The sequence below is a fragment of the Cupriavidus sp. 05L310 genome (genome assembly GCF_056398185.1).
Genome location: NZ_JBFTOX010000031.1, coordinates 26,083 through 40,341 on the forward strand (window position 1 = coordinate 26,083; position 14,259 = coordinate 40,341).

13 protein-coding genes are annotated in these 14,259 nt (G+C 60.0%); 7 read left to right on the plus strand and 6 right to left on the minus strand.

Translation table 11 applies throughout. From position 1 onward, the window contains the following. Positions 1 to 138: 138 nt before the first annotated feature. Both AC1DS6_RS22300 and AC1DS6_RS22305 read right to left on the minus strand, forming a co-directional pair. The gene (locus AC1DS6_RS22300) at positions 139 to 1,170 is read right to left on the minus strand and encodes a BRO-N domain-containing protein (protein ID WP_477103116.1); all 1,032 of its coding nucleotides are present in this window, start codon (positions 1,168 to 1,170) and stop codon (positions 139 to 141) included. A gap of 15 nt (positions 1,171 to 1,185) precedes the next feature. Then, positions 1,186 to 1,896, minus strand: a complete 711-nt coding sequence (locus AC1DS6_RS22305; RefSeq protein WP_477103117.1) for a BRO-N domain-containing protein — start codon at positions 1,894 to 1,896, stop codon at positions 1,186 to 1,188. 1,021 nt (positions 1,897 to 2,917) lie between these two features. Here AC1DS6_RS22305 and AC1DS6_RS22310 point away from each other — a divergent pair. The 3 genes from AC1DS6_RS22310 (at position 2,918) to AC1DS6_RS22320 (ending at position 5,374) form a co-directional block, all read left to right on the plus strand. Next, a complete protein-coding gene (locus AC1DS6_RS22310; RefSeq protein WP_477103118.1) occupies positions 2,918 to 3,160 on the plus strand; it encodes a hypothetical protein in 243 nt (80 codons plus the stop codon). Between the two features lie 11 nt (positions 3,161 to 3,171). Further along, a complete protein-coding gene (locus AC1DS6_RS22315) occupies positions 3,172 to 4,212 on the plus strand; it encodes a ParM/StbA family protein (protein ID WP_477103119.1) in 1,041 nt (346 codons plus the stop codon). Positions 4,213 to 4,786: 574 nt separating this feature from the next. Next, on the plus strand, positions 4,787 to 5,374 hold the full coding sequence (locus tag AC1DS6_RS22320) for a hypothetical protein (protein ID WP_477103120.1): 588 nt from the start codon (positions 4,787 to 4,789) through the stop codon (positions 5,372 to 5,374). 27 nt (positions 5,375 to 5,401) lie between these two features. Here AC1DS6_RS22320 and AC1DS6_RS22325 read toward each other — a convergent pair whose 3' ends face one another. Next, a complete protein-coding gene (locus tag AC1DS6_RS22325; RefSeq protein ID WP_477103121.1) occupies positions 5,402 to 5,824 on the minus strand; it encodes a lytic transglycosylase domain-containing protein in 423 nt (140 codons plus the stop codon). Positions 5,825 to 6,775: 951 nt separating this feature from the next. Between AC1DS6_RS22325 and AC1DS6_RS22330 the strand changes: the two genes are divergently transcribed. The 4 genes from AC1DS6_RS22330 to AC1DS6_RS22345 all read left to right on the plus strand — a co-directional run bounded on the left by AC1DS6_RS22330 (position 6,776) and on the right by AC1DS6_RS22345 (position 10,790). Then, positions 6,776 to 7,807, plus strand: a complete 1,032-nt coding sequence (locus AC1DS6_RS22330) for a CAP domain-containing protein (RefSeq protein WP_477103122.1) — start codon at positions 6,776 to 6,778, stop codon at positions 7,805 to 7,807. A gap of 146 nt (positions 7,808 to 7,953) precedes the next feature. Then, positions 7,954 to 8,595, plus strand: coding sequence for a hypothetical protein (locus AC1DS6_RS22335; protein WP_477103123.1), 642 nt, complete (start codon positions 7,954 to 7,956; stop codon positions 8,593 to 8,595). Between the two features lie 1,116 nt (positions 8,596 to 9,711). Further along, a complete protein-coding gene (locus AC1DS6_RS22340) occupies positions 9,712 to 10,377 on the plus strand; it encodes a DUF433 domain-containing protein (RefSeq protein ID WP_477103124.1) in 666 nt (221 codons plus the stop codon). Beyond that, entirely contained in the window at positions 10,377 to 10,790 is a 414-nt protein-coding gene (locus AC1DS6_RS22345) for a DUF5615 family PIN-like protein (RefSeq protein ID WP_477103125.1), read from the plus strand. The genes AC1DS6_RS22340 and AC1DS6_RS22345 overlap by 1 nt, the downstream gene beginning before the upstream one ends. Positions 10,791 to 10,844: 54 nt before the next feature. Here AC1DS6_RS22345 and AC1DS6_RS22350 read toward each other — a convergent pair whose 3' ends face one another. The 3 genes from AC1DS6_RS22350 to AC1DS6_RS22360 all read right to left on the minus strand — a co-directional run bounded on the left by AC1DS6_RS22350 (position 10,845) and on the right by AC1DS6_RS22360 (position 14,244). Then, positions 10,845 to 12,191, minus strand: coding sequence for a shufflon system plasmid conjugative transfer pilus tip adhesin PilV (locus AC1DS6_RS22350; protein WP_477103126.1), 1,347 nt, complete (start codon positions 12,189 to 12,191; stop codon positions 10,845 to 10,847). Between the two features lie 111 nt (positions 12,192 to 12,302). Continuing rightward, the gene (locus AC1DS6_RS22355; protein WP_477103127.1) at positions 12,303 to 12,920 is read right to left on the minus strand and encodes a type II secretion system protein; all 618 of its coding nucleotides are present in this window, start codon (positions 12,918 to 12,920) and stop codon (positions 12,303 to 12,305) included. A 196-nt stretch (positions 12,921 to 13,116) separates the two neighbouring features. Then, a complete protein-coding gene (locus AC1DS6_RS22360) occupies positions 13,117 to 14,244 on the minus strand; it encodes a type II secretion system F family protein (RefSeq protein ID WP_477103128.1) in 1,128 nt (375 codons plus the stop codon). Positions 14,245 to 14,259 lie beyond the last annotated feature (15 nt).

Consider the following 14,259-nt stretch of genomic DNA (forward strand, 5'->3'; position numbering starts at 1 on the left):
ACGAGACCTCGCCACCCCAGGACACCTGGCCCAGACGCTTGATGCCGGCCTGCCAGCCCGCACGGCAGCGATTCGTGCCGAAATCGAGGGCGTGGGCGGGGCGGCATCCCTGCCAAAGCGGAATCGAGTACGTGACATTTAGAACTCGCAGTGCCGGATTGAACTTGACGGACGCGGCTCTTGCGATTGCCGCCCCGGCCTTGGCGCAAGCTGGACGCCTTCCCAGTGTCTTTCTCGCTCGTACGCCGTCATGCCCACGCCCCAGGCCTTGGAGGGCGGCGCTGGATCTGGCTCCGGAATAGGCGCGGGCCTAGGCTCTGGCCGCCGAGGCTCCTCCCCGTCAGGCGCCAATTGACCCAGCGCCCAGTCGAAGAAAGCCTCCGCCTCTGGCTTGCAGGCCCTGACAATCAGCCGGCGAAGGTTGTACTCGCTGAGAAAGACGAGTGCTCGCCCGCCACTATTGGTCTGGATCTCCTTGCGAACAATTCCCGCATCTGGAAGGCAATGATGGGCCACCATCGCTCTGCTGTTCTGCATTCCGAGACAGTTCCCAACATCTGACGCGCAATACCAACGACGGCCTTCGGTATCCCGGAAACCCCGTACAACGGCACCAGCGCTGCCGAGTGGTAGAGAAAGAAACTGAGCGTCGCCAGGATCAGCACTGATTTGCCCCTCCCCCGTCGCTAGCGAATTGTTCTCATGACGCACAATGGCCATGCATACGTCGGCGGCTACTCGGGGACGCTCGACGCCCCCGAGTTCGCTCTCCCGCACCGCCAAGCCTTGCGCCTCTGGTCCGCGCCGGGACGGAACTAGGTCGTCAAGCACCCAGTCCAGATATGCATCAGCCTCAACCTTCTTGCACCGCGCAATTAGCCTGCGCAAATTGCCTTCGCTGAGATACATGAGAGGCTCACGCTTGCCGCCGCTCTCAGTAATCCGATGGCCGATGCCCCCAGGCTCGCGACAAATGCGTGTGATCGTCGCCCGAAAATTCGTCAGACTGAGGGCGTTAGCGGCGTCGATCGCGCAGTACCACTGATGCCCCTGCGGGTCGGTGAACCCGCGCACCGTCGCGCCCTGCCTCCCGAACGGAAGACGGCCTACTGGCTCACTCCACGCTTCCTCTGACGCGTTGGATGTTTGCTCTTCAGGTAGCTGTCCCATCTGAACCAGGCGCTCCTAAGCCGGCTGGTTGGCAAGTTGGAGCGCCACGAGGGCTTTCCAACCGCTCACCAGGATGTCGACCTTAGCCGCCTCGATGCCTAGCAGGTGCCCGATTTGCCCCGCTGTATTTCCCTTATCGCGAAGCTCAGCGGCCTGCTTCATCTGCGCATGCCGCAGCTTCCGCGTGCTTTCCTGCCACTTGGCGAGGTGCTCGAGCACTTTTACCTCGTGCTCCAGCTCGGCGATTCGCAGATCCTTCTCCTCCGATTGCAGCCGGTACCGAATTGCATCCTGGCGGGCGAATGACAACTGAATCGGCAGCTTGCTCAGATCGGACAGCGCCTCTTCCAAATCTGGGCTAGCGGCGGGGAGCGGCGGGGGCGCTTTTCCTTCGTTCAACGTATACACACCGCGCGTCCGAAGGGCAGGTAGGACTTCGCGCGTCACCCAAAGCCGGAATTCCTTGGCAGCTGGCAGCTTGCTGGCGAAAATCAGCATGTAAAGATTGCTCTCGTTGATAAAGTTCAGAGCCTGGATTCCGCTGGTAGTGGGCACCTCGTGCTTCGCGAGTCCCCCCGCGTCTTCACAGTGCGCGGACACTGCAGCATGTGGATTGGAGTAGCCGAGGACTTTGCAGACGTCCAACGCAGACACCCACGCTTGACCATCCTTGTCGATAAGCGAGCGGACAGTTTGCTCCCCATAGAGAAATTGAACAACGTCCACTGGCCTTCTTGGCCTCCCCTCATTTCGGAGCGTCAAAAACCCCTTCGTCCATACAAACCTCCGTTCCCGATCCTCTAGGAGCGCATATCTCCACTACGCCCGCCTAGCGCGCCCGAATAGGTGCGCCATACAGTATTTATACAACGAAATTCTGGCGACGCCACAACCAAATGCGTCCGTAATTCGGATCGCATTCGCGCTGCGTTAAACCCAAACAGCTCCGTCCTTTAGCGATTCCGCCGATGAGCCAAGCGCGTGGAGCAACGCAACCCGACCGTCGCAGCAACGTCTCCGTCACCGCTCCCACGCGCCCTACCGCCGACCGTGGATTCTGATGGGCATTCTGTGCAGGCTGCCTTGGGCCTGTGTTGTCGGCTGAACCGCTGGGTGATTCCCATGCGGCCACCCCGTATGACCTGCTCATCCAGCCGCATTGCATCGGGCTTCGTGACCAGTGTCCCCGCCCTCCAGGCGATCGGGATGTGTGTGTATTGGGTGTGCCGTTAGGCGTGTCCGTGTCCGGAGAAACTGTGTCTCATCCAGACGCATTTGCTAAAACAGACCGCTAAGCCAAGCGGGATCGCGTGTCCGGTGTCCTCAGTATTGGCAACCCTAGGCGCACCAGCGAACGAAAAGAAGCCAGTCACCGTAGGAAGCGGACACGCAAGCGTGGCAACCAAAAGGCGACTGGCTATTGGGCAAGCTGCAGCGACTCCATCGGAGCGCTCGGCGAGCTTGGAGATTGAGTTCCTGCCGTTACGGACGGCACCGTTGAATTCTTGAGCCCACTACCGCCAGGGCATACCGCAATAGTCTCGCATTTCAGCTCCTCTGTGGACCTAGAGAGCAGCTGTTTTTCGATGAGTATTTGCTTTTGACTTCAAAGCTCCGATAGAAAAAAATATTGCTACGAACATGCTACGGAATTGATTAATTTTATAGCTTTTTGTACTTAATAAGCCACCCCATTTTTGCTTATTTTTTAAGCATGCTACGAGCATTTCCCGAACAAGGCGAAAGCATGAGAAAAACCGATTCGATTTACGTAGAGATTTGCATAAATCCCGACGACGGCCCCTTGCATAAAAGGCTAAAACAGTATCCAAGCCATGCTGGGAGCCGCCAGCGCGCGCAATATGCGAAGTCGCTTCTCATTCGGGCCTTCGAGATGCTGGAGAAAGCTCAATACGGCACCGTTTCGACGGCGTATTCGCCAGTTGCGCAGCGCCAAGGCGAGTCCAAAATCGGGAAGCACGATTTCTAAGGAGCAGCTTTATGTCGAGTCACAACGCCGCCCGATTCGCGGTAGGAATGGATGTTGGCTTCGGGAACCTCAAGCAGTGTTGGGGCGATGGCGAGCTGGTGTACCCAGCGCGCACCAAACCGGAAGGCACTGGCTCAACGGCCGACGCCCATCGTCTGCACCGCAAAGAGCACAGCCTGGACGAGGTGCGCGTCACTGTCGACGGCCAATACTACCTAGTCGGCCCAGACACGCACCTGCATGCCCTGGAGCCGATGATCGCCGACGACTATTGCAGCCGCCCTGAATACAAAGCCCAGGTAATCGGCGGCCTGCACTACATGTTTTTGAAGACCGGTATCCTCCGTCGAACCATCCCGGTTCTAATCCTCGGCCTGCCGATCTCTACCTTCAAGCTCCATCGCGACCAGCTGCAGGAGCAATATCAGCACAAGGCACTTTCCGTTCCAGTCCCCGCTCCGCTCCAGGGTACGTATGGACGGGAGGTGTCGGTCCGGATCGAGGAAGTGAGCATCCTGCCGCAACCCGTCGGCAGCCTGGTCGCCTGGGCTGTGGACGAAGGACAAGACCGCAGACGCGAGATTGAGGATGACCGCAACAACCTTACGATCGATCCAGGCGCACGAACATTCGACTGGTATGCGTCGCGAGGGACTAAACCGGTCTACGATGAATCCGGCGCCATTTCAGGTGGCGTGACATCGATCGTCTACTCGCTCGCCGATCACATGACCAAGGCGCTGGGAACCTACATTGATTATCGGACCGCCGAGCTGTGCCTGTCACGCCAGCAGTTGTCCTTGGTGGGTCTGGGCAATGTCGATATGCAGCCATTCCATGCGCGAGCCAAGGAACTCGTCGAGGAGATGGTTGACCGCTTCATGAACCGGGTTAAGTCGTCTGCGTTCGACAACGTGCTTCTCACCGGGGGCGGTCTGGGTCTGTTCGAGGAAGCGCTTCGCAAGCGCTTTCCGGCCGCCGACATCCGGAAGGTCTCGAACCCGATCATGGCGAATGCGCGCGGCTATTACTGCTGGGGCGTCTCCTCTTAGGCGAGACTCTATCGGCTTGTCCGGCCCGCCCCCCGCACTCAGGGGCGGGATCGCTTCCCCGCCCCATTCCGCTGTTCACCGTGAACACTTCTGGCCTCTCTAAGTCGTTGTTTTTATTGGCAGAAATGGGAATTCTGGAAAATATTTAGCTAGCTCTTTACCGGAATTCAACATCGTCGGACGGCGCCGCCTAGGTGTCGCTACGCGACAGGCCGAATTGGATGGTGATCGCGCCGACCACATTGGCGTGCTCCTCGAAGCCGCACTCCACCGAATCGCGCGGTTGGCTCCGCGGCCCGCTCGAATTTGCCCGCGCGGGCAAATTCGTGGCCGATCAAGCCATTGATTTATAAAGAGAAATTAACAACTTGTGGCGAAAAATCGGGACCATTTTGGCCGATTATGCTCTCTCGGCTAGCCCCGAATGCTCTATCTCGTTGGCGAATTCCGGCAAATAATTGGCCATCCATTTGCCGGAATTGCTTCCAAACTCGCCGGTGCCAGGCTGAGAGCAGCCGCGTTTACCACACCTTTCGGCCTCAGTGCTGCGCGCGGTTCCGCATAGACTATCCGGATGCCATCTCCATTCCCTCCCATCCCTCCGCTCGATCACTACTACACGGTTGCACAGCTTCTTGAGCGCGGCTGGAACAAGTCGCTTATCCAGCGCCTCCTTGGTGCCGCCGACGAGGCATATCGCCTGAGCGAGACCAGCTCGGGCCGCCCCTCCCTCCTCTACGGGCGCTACCGCGTCCTGCAGGTTGAGGCATCGGATGCATTCGCCCAGGCCAAGGAAGCAGCCCGCCAGCGCGCCGCCAATGTCATTCCAGCGCTCGAGCGCAAGCGCGCGCAAATCATGGAGGTGTCCGAGCAGACGGCCATCGAAGTACCCGTCGTCGAGATGGAGCAGCTGCTTATCGGCCGGTCGTACCTGCTATCGGACGAGGAGGCTGCCGTGGAGGCGCTGATGCGCAGGATGCGCATATTCGAGTACGAAATCGATCTCTATCATTGGCACGTTGGGATTCGAGAAGCACGGAAGGCGTTGCGCCTCCGCTTCCTCGATGCGATCCCTGAGAAGTATCCCGCGCTGCTGGCGGCATGCGAGGCACGAGCACTCACGGAAACGGGCGCGGCGGACGGGCAGCCCTTTGGCGGCTAAGCGAGTACCAAGCTTGCGCGCCTGGACTTAGCGCACCGCCCCAACCCAGCCGTCGACCGCGGCCTTAACCTTCGGCCAGTAGGCGTCTCGGTACTCCGGCGTCTCCGAATGGTAGGCGCCGACGGCCAGCCAAGAGTTGCCGTAGCGGTCGATCTTCTTCCTATATAGATAGGCCGCGACCATCACGTTCGTGCAGGGCACCATGAGTTGCGGCGGCGCGATGCCGAAACGCCGCAGCTCCGGCAGGTGCACGCTGTTTATCTGCATCGCACCGTAGTCTATTGAGCCATCCGAGTTGCGGCTAACGCTGTCCGCGCGAAAGCCGGATTCGACAAAGGCTATGCCGCGCAGAACATATGGGTTGACGCCATACCGCGCGGCGGCCTCGTCGAAACAAAAGGCTTGGGCCGGCCCGGCCGCAACGAGGAGAAGCGACGCGACCAGCTTCAACCAAAGGAGAGCGGGACGTCTTGGCCTGGCGCCCATCAGTTTGGACAAATCTGATAGGTCACGCCGCCCCAGGCCGACGCGTAGGGTCCTCCATCGTTCCATGCGCCCCATTGGGTCGCGACACCGCCCGGACGGAATCCTCGCGCAGCCATCACCGACACCATTGCGTTATACATCGATCCGCCCGGGGAGAGTTGCGGGTAGTTGGGCCAATCCGCTCGCCCGGCTATCGTCGCAATGACAATTTGGTCGCCACCCCACGCGTATCGCACGGTTACCGAAGCCGGCTCCGAGGAGAAGTCCGAAGCCCACCCGACGATACTAATGAACTGGGTGCCCGAGTAGTAGCACGCCGGTGGTGGCGGTGGTGGCGGCACGTACACCGGCGGCGGCTTATCGTTATAGCAGGTGCCAACACCAGGGACGTATGCGGAGCCGCCGCCTTGGTCGGTGGGCCAGTAGCCGTGGTTTTGGCAGGTGTCAGTAATCTTTGGTGTGCATCGAGCCACTCCTCCGACTGTCCTCCATTCGTAGCCGGGCTTGCAATCTGCAACTGTGATCGGCACCTCTGGAAGAGTAATGAGTTCCGCCCAGGCGGGCCTGAGGCAGGCAAGCGCCGCGGCAGCGGCAAGTATTAGGGGTCGCGACATGGAGATTCCTCACCGAATGTTCTCTGGTTGTCCCGCCGGATCTCTCCCCACAAGAATGTGGGAGACGGCTCTATCGCAGTATGGGTACATCCGGCCCACGCATCGCGCGTGAAAGAACTACAGAAGAATAGCGGATTCGATTGCTACGGAAGTGTGCAACCATTCTTCCCCACTTACGGGGGATGCTATGCCTCAAAGTGTGGTCGTCGAATCGGTGCATGCTAGAGTTGCACGGACAAATGTTCGCGATAAATTGAGGTTGTGCTTCAAAGCACCAACCCATCGGAAAGGTCAATCAATCATGCAAAAGACAATCCTCATTTTGTCCATCGTTGCTGCGCTGTCGGGGTGCGGTGGTGGTGGTAGTGAAGCCGTCAATACTCAGCCGTCGACCAGTTCCCCTACCACGCCCACAACACCTACAACCCCTGTTACGCCGGCAGTGCCCACGTCAGTTTCTCCGGCCACGAGCGTCCCTGCTCCGACGTATGCCGCCACTGATGAACGCTCCAAGCTGTTCGCGTTGCTCAATAACTACCGAGTGCAGATGGGTGTCGGGGCGCTCGCGCAGGATCCGCTCCTCGACATCGCGGCCCAAGCCCACTCCGACTATATCAATATGAACGGTATCTTGCTGGCACATGCCGAAGATCCGCTAAAGCCCGGCTACACCGGTGCGAATCCTCGTGACCGCGCAACGAAGGCAGGCGTCCCCGCATCCACTTGGGTAGCGGAGGATATCGGCGGCGGTGGTTCTGCAGCTTCATGCATCATCGGTCTAACGAACAGTGTCTATCACCTGCAATCACTAACTAGCAATGCTGAGTCAGTTGGACTTGGTTTCAAAACCGCTTGCGTGATTGAGCTTGGCACATTCACCGGACAAACTGGAGTGTCGACGAACAGCGGCACTCCAGTGGGAGGCGGTCAACAGATGTCAGCAACTGCCATTGCCTATTCGCCACTGGACGGAGAGACCATTGATCGTGCGCTGGGCGGTGAAACGCCGCAACCTGCACCGGACATCGCCAATCCCGGCCATCCAATTATGGTCCGGGTTCGCGCAGATCTCATCTCGGACGTGCTGAGTGTCGGGTCGTTCACGCTTGTGGATGGGAACGGGGCTTCGGTCCCCGGTCGAATTCTGATAGCTCCGAACGCGAAGTCGGCATCGGTTGGGTCAGCCGTGACCGACAGCGGGCTGAACCCTGGGGTTGCGTTTTTCATCCCCCTGACCCCGCTTGGCTCTGCAGTCACCTACACCGCGACGTTCAGCGGCGCGCGCGACGGCGTGCCGATCAGTAAGAGTTGGTCCTTTAAGACCTATCCCTAAAGCAAGTTCTGGATGGCCCGCTTCGGCGGGCCGTTTCTCGTAACCAGCGTAGCGCCATCTACAAAGGAGAGCGGGCACTGGGGCGACGCCACGCGTCGTGCGCTACCCCTCCCTGGCCCTACAGCCGAGGTCTCCCGCGCCAACGGATGAGTAAGCAAACTATCACGGCTATTGTCGGATTTATCCTGGCGATCACAGTAACAGCTTGCGGTAAGTCCACCGCGAACTCCCAGAATTTCGGCACAGCCATCAGCACGTATTTAGCGGAAAATGGAGAGCTCTGCCTCGGATTGAACAAGTGGCCGCTGGACATCAAGACAGAAGATTTCACCGACAGCGCCTGGCGCCGGCCTGGTAGCCCGGTAACGAAGATGGACGCTCTGGCCGCAGCCGGGCTTGTGGCCTATTCAGAGGAGACGGTGGACCTTCGCAGTTCCGATGGCCGGAGTCCTTACCTCCAGAAGATGCGTCGCTATAAACCAACTCCAGCAGCGAAGCCATTTTTCCGCACCGGCTCGCGCGGCCAAGGAATGGCGGACGCCGCCGATGGTGATCTATGTTACGGCAAAAGAAGTCTCCTAAATGTCACGAGATGGGAAGGCCCTGAGACTGTCCTTGGTACCCAGCGGGCGCTGGTCCATTACACCGCGAAAGTCGATCTCGCTCCATGGTCCAACTTGCCTGACGTTCAGGCCGCATTTCCCAAGCTCAAAGGGAGCGCTGCTGGCGAACGCGCTGAGATTCTCCCTGTTGTGCTTACGGACCGGGGCTGGATCGTCGCATTCTAGTATCCTCATATGCACGGATTGCGTTGGACGTGCGGCGCTTTGCGCACTAGTGAGGCCACGCCCGCAGCAATGGATCCAGAAGGCGCTAGGCGAGAGACGTGCTTTGAGGGAGGCTTCGAAGCCAGTTTTATCCCCCCAAAGCGGGATTAGATAGCTTCTCGAACAGCCCTATGCTGGAACAGTCGTTAAGCCCCCCCGACTTAGTCGACACACTCCGTGAAGTCGCCGATCCTAGCTAGGACGGCGACTCTTTTTTCCTTGCGTGTGCGATGGTGCCTTGTTGCCCTTCCGCCATAAAATCGACATGCCAGCCGGTCCGAATTTCCCTTGAGGAATTGAGAACGTTCGCCGCAGTGTTAACTGATGGGTCTCTGCTTAAACACGCGACCTTGCGCGTCATCGCTGAGCAAGAGGATCGTCGGCGCCGTCAGGAAGCGAAGGCACTTGAGCAACTAATGCAGCACGACTAGCACGTCAGCTCGTGCGCGAGAAATCGGCTAGGCAGGCCCGCGAGCGCTGGCCGCTGTTTTGGCCTCAAGGCGAGCGGATCGCTGGGACGAGGTAGCACCGGTTCTGCGCGGCTGCGACCATGTACCGGATGTGCCCGCCTAGCACGTGCCCTCATGGCGGGCGCAGAGCAGCCGACATGCCGCTGCCGACCTACACCGGCAGCCGTCGCCAGCGTCCGTCCCAGCAGCCGAGCCCCATGTCGCTCTGTCCCGCACCGTCCCGCTTTCCCGCAGCCCCGAAGGTTGCTCCACCGGCGGCACCGGTACTGCCCCCCCGAGCTGGCAACCGTCTTTGTCCGCCAGGACGTCCGCGGGAGGCCGTCAGGCATCCCTGCGCAGGCACCAGGCCGCAGCTCGATCTTTCCGCGATGCCGGAGGCCGCCGACGCCTGTCTGCACGACAGCAGCATAGTCCCCCTGCCAGGACCGGCGCCGAGCAGGCAGTCCGCCCCGCGGGCGTCGTCGGCGCCCGTCCCAGAGACCAAGCCGCCTCAGCCGTCCCGCTGCCCCGAAGGGCGCACCTGAGCAAATGTCCCGCGCTGAGCCCGACACTCAGACGAAATGCCCTATAATTATTCCGGATATCTGGAATATTTAATAGGTACCTCATGAGACACTCATCATCTTGGGTCCCCTCGTCTGAAGTTGCCTTCATTGCGGGCCTTACGGACAAGGAGATCAACCGGGCCGTCGACGAAGACGTGTTGCCTCACGATCTGGTAGATCGCGAGGATGGGCGTCAGTTCGCCCGCATAGTTGGACCGTTCGCAAAGTTCTATTTCGAAACTAGCGATGATCTCAGCAAGTCCTTGCGCCGCAGAGTGCTTGAGATTCTCACGGATCGGCTTTTGAGCCGAGGTGATTCTGAGATCTTTCTAGCGTTGCATTTTCCGCTCTCCGCATTCGATTGGAAGGTCAAACTCTCATTTGGATCGATCGAGCTGTCCGACTTCATTCTCGTAGGTCTGGATCGTGCCGCCAGCGTCGAACGGGCTAACCGGAGTATCACGGAGGACCCGGCTGTCATGGGAGGTGTCCCTGTATTTGCGGGCACGCGAGTGCCGATTGACATTGTGACAAGTTCCAAAGCTGCCGGACTAAGCCACGACCGCCTTCGGGAGGCCTACACATTTCTAACGTCAGATTTGATTCAGGACGCTGAGGTCTATCAACAAATCCATCCAAGGCGCGGCCGGCCTCGCAAACTCGCAGATGCCAATCCAACGTGGAAAGTTCAGAGCACTAAGATCGTACGTCCAGGAAGCTCACGATAATGGGCTTTAAGTTCCTCATAGACGAATGTCTCTCTCCGGACCTGGTTTCGATGGCGCTATCTGCTGGGCATCCTGAGACCACTTGCGTGCGGAACCGGGGCTGGCTGGGCCTCAAGGATCATGATCTGATGCGCCACGTTCTGGCCGAGGACTACACATTGGTGACTCACAATGCGCGGGATTTCCGAGGACCTACCGGCGGGCCACCGAGCGGCATCCATGCGCGCGCGGAGATCCACGCGGGACTTGTTTGCCTCAATTCTGAGTTTCCGATGGACCTGATCCGACAGCGAGATTTGTTTGGTGTCGTCTTGACGGAACTGGGGGGTTGCGACGACCTTGTTAACACTGCTATCGAGGTCTTTGAGGCTGCAGATGGGCAGATCTCGATTATTCGATACAGCATCCCATAGCCGATTGAAAAAAAGCCCCGCCAGCGGGGCTTTTTCTCGATCAGCATCCCTCGCTCAATAGGCGCACCCCGTCGTGAGGATACCGACCAGTTGTCCGCCCATGTTAGCGACGTCATTGCCGCTATACCAGCCGCTAGCGGACCTTCCAGAAGCCTGCGCGTACCACGTGTTCCCGTTGTCCACCGCAGCATAGTAGCTGCCCTCGATCGTCGGCATAACATGGCCCGTCCCATTCACGAGTAGTAGCTTCCCGGTATACAGCGCCCACGGGGTGCCACCCGGGCAGTTGTCCTTGGCGAAGATCATGCCGTCCGTGACGTTCTCGATCTTGCGGGTGACCGTCATCGCCCCGAATGCCGTCGTCAGTAGCTGATACTGCCCCCCTCGGCAGATGAAGCCAACGTTGCTGCCGCTGGTTGCTATCTGCCCGTTGGTCCCGCAGGCCATGCCGGCGATGATATTGGCGACGGCCGTGCCGACTGGCTGCCAGATGCCATTGCCGCACACCACCAGGCCGGTGCCGTTGGCATTGGTCCGTGTTGATCCTGGCACGGTGCAAGCGGTGTTGGCCGTTGCCGTGCCGCGAAGATAATTCTCCCCCGTTGTCGCCACGTCCTTCGATTGAACGGTCCCGGTCGGATTGGAAAACCCAGCCGCGTTCAACGTCGACGTGTTGGTGCCGTCCGTGACCGTGACACTGCCGTTGCACTTAACCTTAATCTGGCCGTCAAAGCTCGTGATGCTCACGCAAGGCCCGATCAGGTCTGACGCGATATTCGCGTAGCCGTAGCTGCCGAACCCGACCCGAATGCCTAGGATCCCGGCTGGTGTGCCGGCGACCGGATTCGCGGTGCTGCTGCCCCCTGCCCCGGTCAACACTGCCGGCGCCGCCGGGAACGAGATATAGCCGTCGGAGCCGATCGTCGAGCTCGCCACGGCCAGGAGCGGAATCCGCGGCCGCCCTGCCTCGTCGTTCAGTGCCTGCGCCGAGTAGGCAAGCCCCATCACCTCGCAGTTCGCTCCAGGGCATGCCTGTAGGGCAAGCTGAACCTTGAGGGTCTGGCCGAGCGGCGTCCGGAGGCCAAAGCCAGTTGGCAAATACTGCGTGGCGATCAGTTCCTGCACTGTTGGCGCGAGCGCATTCGCGAACCCGGGTACCGCGCCGGCTACGACCTGAGTCTTGTTGCCCACCACGTAGCGATTGACGGCGGTGCGTATGGTGGTGGCATATTGGCCTGCACCGATTGCTTGGTTGTCTTCGATCTCGCGGATCATCTCCGGCAGCTTCACCGTCGCAATGATCATGGCCGCGATAATGAGGTACAGCCCCATCTCGATCATCAGGAAGCCGCCATCGCGGCGCTGCCGGCGAGCGGCCCTATGGATTCGGAGCTTTGGCATGGATGATCGCAAGATGGATGTCGCGTTGGTGGAACTGTGGCGCGGCTCACGGCCGCGCCACCGGAGACTGCAGACGGCCCGACGCTAGTATTGCGCGCCGGACTCAGGTGGTTACAGCGCCTTGATGACCAGCGTGTTCTTGTCGTTCGAGCAGGCAATCTTCGACGGGTCGACGACGCCACCGACCGCCTTCACGACCGAAGCGGTACCGCCATTCGGTGCGATCGACAGGAACGCGACGCTGCTGGCCAGCGCGGACACCAGCGGCAGGCAGGCGCTATCGGGGATCTGCGTCAGCGCATATTGCACCGAGTCGCCGGCCGTATTGACGGTGCCCGTGGTCACCGTAAGCGTGCCGCCACCCAGCGCAAGCGTTGGGGTAGCACCACTCGCGTTGATGCTACCCAGGCCACGGAAAAAGCCGCCTGATGTGAGCGCCGCATTGGTGACGTTGGCGTAGTTGCCCTGATACCCTTGCTTGACCTTGCCGATGAGACTGGTGAGGTCGCCGGACAGCGATGTCGCTTGGCTGGCGGAGCTGTTGCTGGAGAAATACAGGATCACACCGACCAGGGCGAGCGCGACAATGACCAGTACCAGGCCGACTTCGACCATGCTGTAACCGGCCTGCGCGCGCATCAGGGTCAGTTTGGAAGCACCGGCGGCGCGAAGGCGCTGCAGTTCTGCGCGATGAACGGCGCGACGGCGGGATAGCGTTGAGGCTTGCATACGAGGTAGCTCCTTGAGCGGAAATGGTCCTGGGTGTAAGGCCGCGATGCGCCGCCTTCGAGACACAGTTTCCCTGTCGGTGCCCGCAATCTCGGCTCGAATGCGCTAGCAAAATCGTCCTGATTCGGCGTGCCCGCGCAAAAGCAAATCGGGGTGCCTTGCGGCACCCCGACGTGATTCCCAGCCAAGCGTCTGCCTAGCGCTTCAGGCTCTTGATCTGCGCTTGGTTCTTGAAGTCGTTGATCATGAACAGCGTCGAGCCATAGAGTCCGAACATCAGCACCACGCACGTGAGCATCAGTGCGAACCGGGACTTGCCGGCCTTCTTCTGCATCTCGACTGGGGCCGTCGTCATGATGAGCGCGCCGACCTCGTTGAGCATCGTCGACAGCTCCGCGTATTCCGCGATATCCACCACGCGGTAATAGTTGCGCTCATTGACAATGCCCGTGTTGAACAGCGCGCCCTTGGAAGTCGGCTCTTCCTCCATATTCCGCATGATCTGGTCTATGTGCCATGCCAGCCAACTCACCGAGTTTTGCCGGATGCGCTGCAGCGCGTCCGCGATCTGGATGATCTGCGAGCCGATCAGCTTGGTGACCGAGCCCAGCGCCACAAAGAAGGCCGCGCCCTGGAAGTCCCGGTACATCTCATAGGGCAAGAAATGATTGTCCAGCCACGCGCGGCCGGGCCCGGTGTACCGCGGCAACGACCAGAAGATCCAGACAAGGACGGCGGACACGACAGCGATCTCCAGTGGCCACCAGGTGCGGATCAGCGTCGCCGCGCCGAACAGGAAGCTGGGCAGCAGGCCGATGGATGCCGGGTCGGCATTCGCCGTCATGGCCTTCTCGAGCTGCGGCATGACCATGAATGCCTGAATGGCGAGGAAGACGTGCAGCAGCACGATCAGGACGAGGCCAGAGGCCATGGTCATGATCATTTCCTGCTTGGTCTTGGCCATCGCGACGATGTTTTCCCCCAACGACTGCAGGCCGGAAGCCAGGTCGCCGGCATTCTCCGACACGGCCAGCAGCGTCAGGTCCTCGTCGGGCACAGTGCCACGAATCGATTCGGTAAAGGTGCCCGTCTCCGCGAAACGGATCAGCCAATACTGGGCCATCTTGCCGATCGCACGCTTCTGGTACCGCTTCGCATAGTTCTCCAGGAACTGTGTGATCGGCACCCCACGCATGGCGCGCATGCTCTGCGCGAGGTCGACGTAGAATTCACCGCGCTCGCTGCTGAACTCGTGCTTGGTGGTAAAGCCCACCGAGTGCACCTTGGCAACCGGGTCCGATGACGACTTACGAAAAAATGGCATTGGATGTCTCTAGTG

Excerpts from the sequence above, each read along its gene's own strand:
- AC1DS6_RS22320 (WP_477103120.1), top strand. The coding sequence starts at position 4,787 with ATGCCATCTCCATTCCCTCCCATCCCTCCGCTCGATCACTACTACACG.
- AC1DS6_RS22335 (WP_477103123.1), top strand. The coding sequence starts at position 7,954 with ATGAGTAAGCAAACTATCACGGCTATTGTCGGATTTATCCTGGCGATC.
- AC1DS6_RS22300 (WP_477103116.1), bottom strand. The coding sequence starts at position 1,170 with ATGGGACAGCTACCTGAAGAGCAAACATCCAACGCGTCAGAGGAAGCG.
- AC1DS6_RS22340 (WP_477103124.1), top strand. The coding sequence starts at position 9,712 with ATGAGACACTCATCATCTTGGGTCCCCTCGTCTGAAGTTGCCTTCATT.
- AC1DS6_RS22345 (WP_477103125.1), top strand. The coding sequence starts at position 10,377 with ATGGGCTTTAAGTTCCTCATAGACGAATGTCTCTCTCCGGACCTGGTT.
- AC1DS6_RS22310 (WP_477103118.1), top strand. The coding sequence starts at position 2,918 with ATGAGAAAAACCGATTCGATTTACGTAGAGATTTGCATAAATCCCGAC.
- AC1DS6_RS22360 (WP_477103128.1), bottom strand. The coding sequence starts at position 14,244 with ATGCCATTTTTTCGTAAGTCGTCATCGGACCCGGTTGCCAAGGTGCAC.
- AC1DS6_RS22350 (WP_477103126.1), bottom strand. The coding sequence starts at position 12,191 with ATGCCAAAGCTCCGAATCCATAGGGCCGCTCGCCGGCAGCGCCGCGAT.
- AC1DS6_RS22330 (WP_477103122.1), top strand. The coding sequence starts at position 6,776 with ATGCAAAAGACAATCCTCATTTTGTCCATCGTTGCTGCGCTGTCGGGG.
- AC1DS6_RS22355 (WP_477103127.1), bottom strand. The coding sequence starts at position 12,920 with ATGCAAGCCTCAACGCTATCCCGCCGTCGCGCCGTTCATCGCGCAGAA.
- AC1DS6_RS22315 (WP_477103119.1), top strand. The coding sequence starts at position 3,172 with ATGTCGAGTCACAACGCCGCCCGATTCGCGGTAGGAATGGATGTTGGC.